The following is a 12769-nucleotide window of genomic DNA, read 5'->3' as shown; positions in this document are numbered from 1 at the left end:
AAAAAAACAACCTAATGGGCTTCATCCCAATTACCACCAAACTTTCCTTGTGCGACAATGGGAACTTTTAACTTCATAGCAGTTTCCATTTCTTCTTTTGCCATTTGGTAAAATTCTTTTTTTTCCTTAGGATCCACTTCAAACACTAGTTCGTCATGTACTTGTAAAAGTAATTTGGAACGAAAAGATTCTTTTTTGATTTTTTTATCAATTTGAATCATGGCAAGTTTGATCATGTCCGCAGAAGTTCCTTGGATTGGTGAATTGATGGCGACTCGTTTAGCTGCTTCGCTTGCCATTTTGTGTTTGGAATGAATGTCGGGAAGGTAACGTCTGCGTCCCAGTAATGTTTCCACGTACCCGTGTTCTTTGCAGAACTCTACAATTTCCTCCATATAAGTGCCCACACCAGTATATGTGGCAAAATATTTTTCTATAAATTCTTTGGCTTCTTTTCGGCTGATTCGTAAGTTATTGGAAAGGCCGAAAGATGTAACTCCGTAAATCACAGAAAAGTTTACCACTTTTGCTTTGTTTCGCATATCGGGCGTTACTTGGTCTTCGGGAACTCCAAAAATTCCGGCGGCCGTACGTTTGTGGATATCCGCCCCTGATTTGTAAGCGTTAATCATTTGCGGATCATTGGAAAAATGGGCCATAATGCGAAGTTCGATTTGGCTATAGTCAAGGGAAAGAATTTCGAATCCTTTTTTGGCAACAAAACCCTTTCGCAGTAATCTACCTTCTTCATCTTTAATAGGGATGTTTTGTAAGTTTGGATTCGTTGAGGATAACCTACCTGTGGCGGCAATCGTTTGATTATAACTTGTATGGATACGTCCCGTTTTGGGATTGATGAGTGTAGGTAATGTATCTGTATAAGTGGATTTGAGTTTTGAAAATTTTCGAATCTCTAACAAATGATCAATGATGGGATGAGTGCCTTGTAAAGATTCCAAAACAGAGTGGTCTGTAGAATAACCAGTTTGTGTTTTTTTCTCTGCGGGCAGTCGTAAATCTTCGAATAAAACGGTTTGCAATTCTTTGGTTGAATTGATGTTGAATGGTCTTCCCGCAAAAAAATGAATGTTTTTTTCGTGTTCCTTGATTTTTGTTTCGAAAATTTTTGAAAGTGATTCAAAGTATCCAGGTTCTACAGCGATTCCTTCAAATTCCATATCAGCAAGCGCCTGTAATACGGGCATTTCAATATCAAAAAAAAGTTTTTTGTGAATTCCTTCCTCCATTTTGGGTGAAAGCACATTGAAGAGTTGTAAGGTAATGTCTGCATCTTCACAGGCATATTCGGAAACACGTTCCGGATCAATATCGTATAAGTTTTGTTTTTTCTTTCCTGTTCCAACTAACTCTTCATAAGTGATGGTTTTATAATTCAAATAGTCAACGGCCATATCATCCATATTATGGCGGCGTTCCCCAGGGTTTAAGAGATAAGAGGCAAGCATGGTATCAAAATGAATTCCTGATAGTTCCACTCCATAATTACGTAACACTAAAAGATCATATTTAATGTTTTGTCCCACTTTTTTCCATTTGGGTTCGGATAACATTGGTTTTAAGACTGCGAGTCCTTCTTCGGGTGTTGGGAGAATGTGGCTATAAATGGACTCAGGATGAGAGAAGGCGATATAATAGGCAGTTCCTGGTTCCTGAGAAAAAGAAACTCCAAGTAACTCCGCAAGCATTGGATCTTGAGAGGTAGTTTCTGTATCTACGGAAATCGGTTTTTTGGGATCGAGTTTTGCGATAATTTTTTTCAAATCCTCTAAGGTTTGGATTCGCTTGTAATTTTTTTTTGTTACCGCAGAACCTTTGTTTGGTTTTGGTTCTGAATCTGAATTTGAAGTTTCTTTTGATGGCTTTTTACTCTTTTTGTCTGGTACTGATTCTTTTTCTTTTGTATCTCCGTCGCTGGCAATGGAAATTCCTGCTTGTTTGGCAAGATCGCGGTGGAGGACATTGTATCCTTCGTCTTTGAAATACTGAACCTTGGCTGGTTCATGATAGTTCGGAAGTTTGAGATCATTTTTTTTGATATCGAGTTTGAGGTTAGTAACAATGGTTGCTAGTTTTCTCGATAAAAATGCGTTTTCTTTGTCTGCCGCTAGTTTATCAATCAGTGATTTGTTTTTTACCTGGTCTAGTTTTTTATAAATAGTTTCTAAGTTTCCAAATTCTTGGATGAGTTTTGCGGCCCCTTTTTCTCCCACACCTTTGACACCAGGAATGTTATCAGATGCATCACCAAGTAATCCCATATAGTCGGGAACTTGTTCTTTGGTGATTCCGATATTGGTTTCTACCCATTTAGGATCGATTTTTTCAAATTCGGAAACTCCACGTTTTCCACGTAACATGTGTATGTTTTTGTCAAGGACTTGGTATAAATCTTTATCACTGGAAAGGATGACTATTTCTTCAAAATCTTTTGCAAATTTTTTGCATAAAGAACCAATGATATCGTCGGCTTCGATTCCATCTATTTTATACATAGGAAATTCCAAAGCCTTTAACATTTCGTAAATTGTCTGAAGTTGAGGTTTTAAATCCTCTGGCATTGGTTTTCTATGTGCTTTGTAATCTTCGTAAATATCGTTTCGTTCCAGTCTTGTACCTGGATCAAAGGTAAATGCAATATGTGTGACTTTTTCATCTTGAAGGAGTTTGAATAACATCCTCCAAAAACCAAAGACGGCACCACTAGGAAGACCTGTTTTAGAATTGGTGAGGTTAGAGGCAGCAAAAGCAAAATAAGCTCGGAAGGCCAGAGCATGACCATCAATAATTAAAAGTCTTCCGCTCATATTGCTTCTCCGTACAAAGTATCTCCTAAAAAGGAATAATAGATGAGTTTTGTTTTTTCAACTGTTTTGGTAACAGAAAATCGTTTTACTGAAGATTTGTTGAAGGTTCCGAACTTGGTTCTTAATTCCTCAGATCCAACTAATTTGTCCAAACCTTGGGCAATACTATCCGAATCTCCCACCGAACAAACGTAAGCTCCTTCGTTATGATCTAACATTTCACCGATTCCACCGCCATTTGTGGCAACAATGGGAAGGGCAGATGCCATTGCATCCAAAACAGAAGTTCCAAGGCCTTCTTCTTTTGATGTGAGTGTAAAAATATCGAATAGAGAAAGGAGGGCAGGGATGTCTTTTCTGTATCCCGTAAATATCACTTTGTCCTTAATTCCTAATTGTTCGGCTTGTGATTTTAATTTGTTTTCTAGTTTCCCATCGCCAACGATCATTAGGCGAAAGTCGGTACTTGTTCTCATTTTTGAGACTGCATTCAGGAGTGTTTCTTGGTCTTTGTGATCAACTAGGGCTGCCACATTTCCTATGATGATACATTTTTTGGGAATATGAAATTCTTCTTTTAGATATTCGTGTGGAGCCGATTTCGAAAATCGTTTTAAATCAATTCCTGAATATACTGTGATAATTCTTTCAGGAGCAATTTTACTTGAAATCATCACTTCTTTGATTTTTTGAGAAACGGGCAGATAATAATCGTTAGCTGGGTGTTGGTATTTCCATCTTGAGAAAAAGCTCGTTTTTGGTTTAAAGTCTACTCTTCTTGAAACGATTAATGGAATGTTTAAATGGTTTCGCTTTGCGAGTAAGGCGAGTGTATGGGCGTGAGCCGTGTGAGTGTGAATCAATTTAACATTTTTCGAAATACAGAGAGATCGAATATTCTTATATGCTTTTCTATCCCATTCACCGCGCATTTCGATGGGAACAAATTCGTAACCGTTTTCTTTGCATTTTGTTTCTAAGGGAGAACCAGGTTGGCCTACAACAATTTGAGGGATTTTGAAATGGGAAAGTCCTTGGACTAAATAAAAAAGCTGCTGTTCTCCGCCGCGCCATTCGCGGGAAGTATTTACATGAAGGATCAAATTATAAGTGTTTGGAACGGTCGTATTCGAGAGCGATGATGGAACCCATTACTTTGAATCCCGCCGGTGCTTCGTCTACCATTCCTTCTCCGTGAAACATTACTTTAACGGAGTCCATCATGGCATTGATAATTTTCAATCCTTTTCCCATGTTCTTATGTTTTTGGCCAGAGCCATTATAAGGTAGGGTATCCGGTTTTCTGCTTTGGTGATTTTTGATATGGTCGAGGAAGGTACTAAAACATTGGTTTTGATTGGATCTAAGAAGTTCTTTGTCGTTATCAGGAAGTGAACCATCTTCCGAAAGTCCCGATCCATAATCTAAAATGTATAGAGTGAATTTGGCAGAATCAATTCGCCAACGGCAGATAATGGTTTCATCACAGTGGCAAGATACGTTTGCAGCCACGGCATTGGTTAGAGCTTCGTCTGCCGCCAGTTCAATCTGCATGATATTTTCAGCACTAAACCCGTTGTCTTCTAAGGTACGTTTGAGCTCTGTTCGGAAATGTCTGACAGAAGACATATCTGGTGGTAGGAACATGGCGTATGATCCTACAGAGGGGGTTAATAAATAAGGCAAAACTTCAGATGCAGTCAAAGGCCGTTTCTCCCTCCCCTCTCTATTCATATTACACGAAGGAGAAGGAGAAAAAAAGTCAAAAATGCCCTAAAAACAAACAGCGAGCGAAAAAATTTCTTAAATGCTGAGGCCAAGAGCCTCGGCCAAGTGTTCCATCCGTTTGATCAGTTTCTCTTGGCCAAGAAGGCTAAAGAGGATGGGAAGTTCTAATCCGTGGGATTTGCCCGTAGTGACAGCTCGAATTGGCATAAAAAGAGTCCTTCCTTTTTCCCCGGTGGTTTCCCCGGCCTTTGCCATCGCCTCTTTGTAATCATCAGGAGTTACCAAACTATGTGACTTCACATATTGGTAAAACGCAGAAACCACAGCCTTTCCATTTCCTTCCAAAATCAGTTGTTTTGCTTCTTCGTTTTCAAATTGGAGATTCTCCAAAAAGAATTCTTCGATGTAAGGTGGAGCTTGGATGAGTCTGTCCAAATACACACGAACGGAATCCAAAATAGAGAGAAGTTGAGGATTGGTTCCTTTTTTGTATTCTTCTGGAATTTGGCAATCTTTGAGAAATGGTTCGAGTTCCTTTCCTAAGGTTTCAATCTTTACATCACGAATGTATTTATTCGACATCCAATTGAGTTTTGATTTTGGGTTTAGATATTCTGCAAGTCCGAGAAGGGATAACTTATTAAAATCAACAGTTTCCTTTTCTTCTTCTTTTAGTTTTTTGAATACATCAAAGGTAGCAGGTGATTTAGAGCAGCGTTCCACATCAAAAACAGCACAGAGCTCTTCGTCACTCATATATTCTTTTCCATCAGGAGAAGTCCATCCAAGGAGAGCCATATAGTTTCTCATGGTATCACTTGAGTAACCTAAGTCGCGGAAGGCAAGAACAGAGGTAGCTCCCGCACGTTTGGAAAGTTTTTTTCCATCGGTTCCCACAATTTCACTGGCATGAGCAAATCTCGGAAGGGGAAATCCAAAAGCTTCAAAAATTAAAATTTGGCGTGGTGTGTTGGAAAGATGTCCCACTCCGCGAATCACGTGCGTGATTTTCATAAGTGCATCATCAATCACCACAGCATAGTTATACGAAGGAAATCCATCGGACTTCACGATAATAAAGTCACCAATGAGTTTGGATTCAAACTTTACTTTTCCTTGGATCATATCGTCTACGATCACAATTTTATGTGGAGTTTTGAATCTTACAGTGAAAGGGATTTTTTTCTCCATTTGGGATTGGATTTCTGCATCAGTAAGGTCAGAACATTTACCATCGTAGATGTATGGAATTCCCATGGCATCGGCTTGTTTTTTTTTGCCCTCGAGTTCCTCTGCAGAACAAAAACAACGGTACGCTTTTTTTTCAGAGATTAGTTTGTCTGTGTATTCTTTATAAATATGAATTCTTTCAGACTGAGTGTATGGGCCGTTTGGACCACCCACTCCCGGACCTTCGTCCCATTCCATTCCCAGCCATTTTAAAGATTCTAAAATAATTTTAAAAGAGGCTTCTGTAGAACGGTCTTGGTCCGTGTCTTCAATACGAAGTAAGAACTTTCCTTTTTTGGCTTTCGCGTATAAATAATTAAATAAAGCAGTTCTTGCTCCTCCAACGTGGAGAAATCCGGAAGGGGACGGGGCAAAACGGGTGCGAACTTCTGTCATTTGATTTCCTCTTTGAGTAAAAAATCTCCGATCCGTTTGTAACCAAATGGTTCTTTTGTTTTAGTAGTGAGTCCATTTGTATACGGCGGAACAAAGTATAGTTGTGTATTATTTTCTTTATAAATAAGTTTGGAATATAATTTGTCGGTTTCTGTTTCGTTTAATTCATAACGAAGTTGAAGGTAGTCGTAATGATTGGAAACATGTTCCGATTTGATGGTTCCTGCTTCTTGTTTGGTAAAAACGGTGGAGTTGGAAAAAAACTCCATAGTTCCCAAACTATGAGACCAACGATTTTCTCCACTTAAAGCAGAGTGAATTCCTTCTTCTATTAGTAATCCTGTATCACCACCTAATTCAAATAAATCGAACTCTTCGATGGAAGATTTTATTTCATTAGTATTGAATTTTTTTTCTAAAAGAGCTGTAAGTGTAGAACCTTTGGTTTCTGAAGCATAGGATTCGGTATAAACAAAAAGAATTCGTTTTTCAGATTCATCTTTTTTGAATTTTCCAATCTTTTTGTTCCAAATGATTTTATAGGATTCAAATGGTTCGTTACCAAATTCTGATTTCACTTTTGATAAAAAATTACTGTCATAAGCAAGGAAACTGAGTTCGATTTTCTCTGCATATCCTGTAGTTTTCCCAGGTTCCCATTCGATAAATCGGAAGTGAGAGGAACCTTCTTTGAAGAAGGATTGAGACATTTTTCTAGGAGATTTAATGTATAAAACAGAAGCGGGAATTTCTGAAATTGGATCTCTGGTGATGAGTGATTTCAGGTTCTGGCAGTTAGATCCAGAAAAAAAAATCAAGGTACATAAAAGCCAATAGAATCGGGAGTATACTTGAGTTTCTGGGGACATAGACCGGTGCGTATCGCCAGTCTAAAAAGGGAAAACCGCTTGACAAGTCAATTCACCCCATCCCTGTGTCATTTGGAACCATGAAGAACGAAGAACAGTATCCGAAACGCCCCTTTGAAGACCAAGTGAATGATGACCAAAGGAAATACTCTCGCTATGTATGCGATTCGAGAGCCATTCCGCAAGAAATTGATGGTCTAAAGCCTGTTCAACGAAGGATTTTATGGGCGATGTGGAACTCTGACGCTCGTAACCGCCATACCAAAACTGTAAAAGTGGCAGGGCTTGCGATGGGATACCATCCGCACGGAGATCGTTCCATTCAAGATGCCCTTTCTCAAATGGCACAAGACTTTGCTTTTGCCAATAACTATCCGCTTGTACACGGCGAAGGAACTTTTGGGGATGTTTTAGATCCCAATGCAATTGCGTCCCCTCGATATACAGAAGTCAAACTTTCCGACTTCGCGAAAGATTTAGGATTCTTTGAAAGTTTGCCTGATATTGATTATGTCAAAAATTATGATGAAACCGAAGATGAACCCATTCATTTTGTGGGAAAGGTTCCCGTTGTCCTCTTAAATAACATCCAAGGGATTGCAACGGGTTTCCGTTGTTTTATTCCTGCACACAAACTCAGTGATGTCATTGAATCACAAGTTACCTATTTAAAAACGGGGAAACCAAAAAAGATCACACCTTGGTACAAAGGGTACGGTGGAGAAGTGAAGTTGTCCAAAAACGACAACGGTAGCACAGTGATGTCCACTACGTTTGGTTTCAAAAAAGAAGATGGGAAATTGTTTCTAGTTGATGCACCAATGAACTGGAACCGAGAAAAGGTTGTTGGTTATTTGGATGACCTGATCGAAAAGAAGGACAATTGGTTGAAGGACTATGTAGATCATTCCAGTCAAACCTTCAAAATTGAACTCGTTGCCAAAAAAGGCGAAGAACCTTCGGAAAAAGAAATCAAAGAACTTTTTTCCAAAGAGAACAATGAAGTTTTAACCATCAACGTCATCACTCACGAAGGAAAACTTCGTAACTTTAATCCAGAAGAAATCATCAAACGATTCTGTGATTTTAGAAAAACCCATCTCATTCGTCGTTTCAAACGACTCGCTGGACTCGAAAAAGAAAAGATTGATCGTAACTCAGAACTCATTCGATTCATCAAAGAAAAGTGGAACGAAAAAGTAACAGGCATTAAGTCCAAAAAAGAATTCGAAGATAAATTAAAAGCAGCTAAGTTTGTTTATTTTGAATGGTTGAGTTCCATTCCAGTCTATCGAATGACTTTGGAAGAAGTTCGTAAATGTGAAGATGCCATTGTAGAAGCAAAAACAAAATACACTGAGTATACGACATTACAAAAAGATGATAAAAAACTCACCGGTTTTATGACCGATGAACTTGATGAACTGAAGAAAAAATGGGATCCGAAATAAATCATTATGGCTCAAAAAACTGAAAAAACCTCAGGAAATTCGCGAAATTTTAAGAAATTATCGAATGTAGAACACGTTCGTATGCGTACAGGAATGTGGCTTGGGCAAAACTCCCTTTCCACTTTTGAACAACATTTTTTTACCAAAGATAACGCTGGTAAGTATGATATCGTACACGAAGAACTTTCCGACATTCCAGCCAAACTAAAGTGTTTGGATGAAGCATGTATGAACTGTGTGGATGAGTACAGAAAGAACTTAAACGACAAATCCATTCCAGAAAAAGACAAGATGAATAAACTCATCATCCAATTGTCAACCGATCGTAAACGTGTTACCATCCAAGATAACGGTCGTGGGATTCCTGCAGACAATGCCGAAGGAGTTTACCTCCATTTGATGTATGGAGAAAACTTTGATGATAAAGTCAAAGAAGACCATGTTGCCGGACAGAACGGAGTGGGGATTTCTCTTGTACGTATGGTCTCTTCCTTTTTTAGAGTGAAAACCATCAACGGTGGAAAAGCTTACAAAAAAATGTTTAGCATTCATGATGATGTGAAAAAAACTATCCGTGGTTTTAAACTTTCGAAAGAAGATACAGAACGAGTTCATTTATACTATGATGAACATGGGACCTTTGTAGATTGTCCGTTATTATCCGCTGACCAAATCAAACAACTAAAAGCACCTTGTGATAAAACAGGGATGACTGCCGTGATTGAAACTGCTAAAAAGGAAGACCACGGAACAACAGTGGAGTTTGAACTCAATCCAGCTTATTTTAACAATTTAGACACATCTTTTAACATCAATTTGGTGAAACAATACCTTCAAGATATTGCTATGTCTAACCCTGGTTTAGAAGTAGTATTCATTCACAAAACTGGAAAAGAAAAGTATAAATTCAAAAAAGGTTTTGATGAGATTTTTAGTAACTCCGAGATGGTTTACTATAAGTTAGATTATGCGGATAAAACTTCCTCCTCTCAAATCCATATGGATACTTATGTAGTTGTGGGACAAAACAAAACTCTGACTTGGGTAAACTCGATTTTTTGCCCGCAAGGTGGATCTGCGATTGAGTATTTAGAAAATAGACTTTGTGATGAGATTCGTAAAAAATCACAAATTGTCAGTTTAGAAAAAAAACTAAACACTCAATGTACAAGAAACGATGTAAGAAGTTGTTTTCATATGTATGTAAACCTTCGTATCCTCAATCCTCGGTTTAAGTCACAAGATAAATCTTATCTCATCAATGATTTGAATGAAGACATTCGAAAGTCTGTGGACAAACACCTCGACAAACTTTTGAAAAAAACGGGCCTCATCGAAGAAATTAAGATGGTGATGGAACGCAGAACCCAGATGAAACAGCTCGAGGATGCGCAGAAAGGCCTCCGTAAGGCGTCTCGGAACAATATCCCTAAGCTTATGCCTCCGACGGGCAAACCAAACGATCCAGGCCGAATTCTTTTTGTGGCGGAAGGGGACTCAGCGATTGCGGGTCTACGTCCTGCAAGAAATCCCAAGTTACATGGGCTTTTTCCACTCCGGGGAAAACCACTCAACTGTAAGGGGATGTCTCTTGCGAAAGCCATGCAAAACGAAGAGATGAAAAATATCGTAGCCATTGTGGGCCTTCCACTCGACCAAAAAGTGAAGTCCATTGATGAACTTCATTACGATCGCATCAGTATCATCACGGATGCGGATTTTGATGGCTATGCCATCAGGTCTTTAATGTTGTCTTTTTTCTATGAGTATTGGCCTGAACTTTTTGATTTAGGTTTTATCAATATTTCTGCGGCACCACTTTATGAGGTGGATGTGAAGTGGAAAGATGCAAAAAAAGAAACTGTATTTTGTATCGATGATTCCGACTACGACAAGTTAGTTGCGAAAGTGAACAAACAAGGTGGTGAAATCACTCGCAAAAAACGAAACAAGGGACTTGGGGAAACTGGAAAAGAAGCAATGAAATATGCAGTCGATCATTGTATGACCACAATCACTGTGGGAAATAAAAAAACTGCCAAAAATACCCAAGACTTATGGTTTCACAAAGACTATGCAGAAAAACGTCGTGAGGCAATTTCTGAATACTCTATGAGTGTGATTGAAGACTAAGGTTTATCCACTCACAGGCAAAATTTTTACCAACAAACAAAGCCCAAACGAAAGGAACAATTGTAGTTCTTTCCGTTTGGCATAGCGATCACTCCCCATTCCATAGGTTTGGGGAGTTTTGTTTTTTATGGGCTTGCCGCAAATGATAGATTTTCATTTTTTAGGGGAATGAAACCTCGTTCTTCAAAAAACACTGAGTCTTCGGTTCAGTCTTCTGCTAAATTCCAAACTAAGGAAAAAGAAGAATCTCTTCTTCCGTTTCATCCACTCCCATTATTTTTTCCTCTTCCTGTTTCCTTAAATCGTAAATCAAAATCCTTTTTTCTGATATTAAACATTTTTATTTTTTTACAATGTTCCTCCCTACAAGAAAAACCCAAGGAAGTTTACCATAAGGATATCGCAACTACAGAGAAAGTGGTTTTATCCAAAATAGAAGAAGTTAGAGACTCAGGAATCAAATCCTTGTCTTACATGTATTTGTTAGGTGATGGCATTGTACATTCTGGATCACTTGGTGTAGACAACAAAGAGCAAATCAAACGGTTTAAAATTGGAAGTATCACCAAACTATTGACTGGGATTTCTCTTTTGCAATTACAAGATAATGGCAAACTACAGTTAGATGATCCGGTATCGAAATATTTACCGGAAGTAAATGTAATGCCTTCTCGAGAAAAAAAATACCGCGAAGTTACCATTCGAGATATTTTGACCCACCAATCGGGATTTCCTTCTGACAGGGCCTCTGGTTTTTTCCTATCTCCTGAAGCTAAGGATCCTGAGATATTGGACACCTTTCGTTCTCTTCCCCAAACACTTTCGCAGATGGAAAAAAACGAACCAGGGAAAGCCCATTCCTATTCCAATTTTGGGTTTGGGCTTTTGGGAATTGTCATCGAACGAGTATCAGGTGTTGGGATTGAAGAGTATTTTCAAAAGAATATTTTTTCAAAGGCGGGAATGAAACATTCCACCTTGTTAGAGTTAAATGAAGGATCGGAGTTGGTTTCTGGATATTCTGGATTGTTTTGGAAAACAAAAACCGTGAGGCCTGTGATCCGTGATTTAACGGCTGGTTCTCTTTCGACCACCGGAGAAGATATGGGTCTTTTTATGAAGGCATTCTTCCAAAGCAAAAGAGGGAGTGGTCTTCTTTCTCCATCCAGTTTTTTCGAATTCCATCGCATCCAAAAAGGACCGAGTTCCAATTTTCAAATGAAATTGGGCCTTCCCGTTTTAATGGAAGAAAGGAAAAGTGGTGATAAAAGTATTTGGATTTCGGGTCACTCGGGATCCCTTCCTCCCTTTTTTGCAGATTTGATTTATGATCCTGAATCAGAAACAGCAAGTTTCCTTGTGGGAAACACTTTGAGTTTTGCGACGGCTTCGATTCGACCAGCTAACAAAGAGATTCTGGATATAATATACGAATACAAAACAGGATTGAAATTAGAATCACCTCCATTACCAGAACGAAAAAATCAAAACCAGTTAGATGGATTTTATGGGCTTTATGTTTCTCCTTTGGGTGTTCATGAAGTAAAACAAGGTAATCCACCTAAAATCGAAATGATGGGTTTTGACTTTGATTTAGTAGAAAAAGACAATCGATTTGGAACCAACTTACGTCTGTTTTTTGGTTTAATCCCAGTGAAAGAAAAAACATTAGAATCGATGCGGATCGAATTTGAAACTTGGGAAGAAATTCCCATCTTTACTATGTATTCATTAAATGCAGCCAAAGGAAGTTGGGGTTTTGGAGTTTTGGTTCGACCTGACTTTAGGTTGCCAGAAAAATCTTTTTTAACCACTTATAAAACTAAGGATCCGTATTCACTCATTTCCAGAGTAGAACTAAAAGAAGATAAACGTGGGTTTATCAATGCAAAAGTTTTTTATTCGTTAGGTGGAATGGAGAATTTTAACCAATTTCCTTGTCAGTTAGAATCAGAATCTACACTTCGGATTCTGGGTTTTGGTCGCAATTTAGGGGAAAGGATGGAATTAAAAAGAATCGATGGAAAACCTGTTCTATTGTATTCGGGAATCCAGTTTTTGGGGGAATAGGGGTCAATCCTTGAATCAAATTCAGTCGGCATTGCATCACTCGTATGACGAAATTCGCGTTATACGC

General features: G+C 38.6%; 8 protein-coding genes. 3 read left to right on the top strand and 5 right to left on the bottom strand.

The window, feature by feature from the left end:
- Positions 1 to 11 precede the first annotated feature (11 nt).
- From polA to EHR07_RS19085, 5 genes are all read right to left on the bottom strand, one after another.
- Positions 12 to 2825, bottom strand: coding sequence for a DNA polymerase I (gene polA, locus EHR07_RS08275; RefSeq protein WP_135744652.1), 2814 nt, complete (start codon positions 2823 to 2825; stop codon positions 12 to 14).
- Positions 2822 to 3928 carry a glycosyltransferase gene (locus tag EHR07_RS08270; RefSeq protein ID WP_135744651.1) on the bottom strand — a complete coding sequence of 369 codons (1107 nt, stop codon included), beginning with the start codon at positions 3926 to 3928 and terminating at the stop codon, positions 2822 to 2824. The genes polA and EHR07_RS08270 overlap by 4 nt, the downstream gene beginning before the upstream one ends.
- 1 nt (position 3929) lies before the next feature.
- The gene (locus tag EHR07_RS08265) at positions 3930 to 4472 is read right to left on the bottom strand and encodes an ATP-binding protein (RefSeq protein ID WP_135746229.1); all 543 of its coding nucleotides are present in this window, start codon (positions 4470 to 4472) and stop codon (positions 3930 to 3932) included.
- A 156-nt stretch (positions 4473 to 4628) separates the two neighbouring features.
- On the bottom strand, positions 4629 to 6179 hold the full coding sequence (gltX, locus tag EHR07_RS08260; protein WP_135744650.1) for a glutamate--tRNA ligase: 1551 nt from the start codon (positions 6177 to 6179) through the stop codon (positions 4629 to 4631).
- Positions 6176 to 6889 carry a hypothetical protein gene (locus tag EHR07_RS19085; protein ID WP_167483362.1) on the bottom strand — a complete coding sequence of 238 codons (714 nt, stop codon included), beginning with the start codon at positions 6887 to 6889 and terminating at the stop codon, positions 6176 to 6178. The genes gltX and EHR07_RS19085 overlap by 4 nt, the downstream gene beginning before the upstream one ends.
- Before the next feature lie 239 nt (positions 6890 to 7128).
- On the opposite strand from EHR07_RS19085, the gene EHR07_RS08255 reads away from it, so the two are divergent.
- From EHR07_RS08255 to EHR07_RS08245, 3 genes are all read left to right on the top strand, one after another.
- Positions 7129 to 8499: a DNA gyrase subunit A gene (locus EHR07_RS08255; RefSeq protein ID WP_135744649.1), complete on the top strand. Its 1371-nt coding sequence runs from the start codon at positions 7129 to 7131 to the stop codon at positions 8497 to 8499.
- 6 nt (positions 8500 to 8505) lie between these two features.
- Positions 8506 to 10632, top strand: coding sequence for a toprim domain-containing protein (locus EHR07_RS08250; protein ID WP_135744648.1), 2127 nt, complete (start codon positions 8506 to 8508; stop codon positions 10630 to 10632).
- 168 nt (positions 10633 to 10800) lie between these two features.
- Positions 10801 to 12702: a serine hydrolase domain-containing protein gene (locus EHR07_RS08245; protein ID WP_135744647.1), complete on the top strand. Its 1902-nt coding sequence runs from the start codon at positions 10801 to 10803 to the stop codon at positions 12700 to 12702.
- Positions 12703 to 12769 lie beyond the last annotated feature (67 nt).

Origin of the sequence: Leptospira bandrabouensis (genome assembly GCF_004770905.1) — a bacterium.
Classification (GTDB): domain Bacteria; phylum Spirochaetota; class Leptospiria; order Leptospirales; family Leptospiraceae; genus Leptospira_A; species Leptospira_A bandrabouensis.
This window is presented reverse-complemented; position numbering and strand designations above follow the sequence as displayed.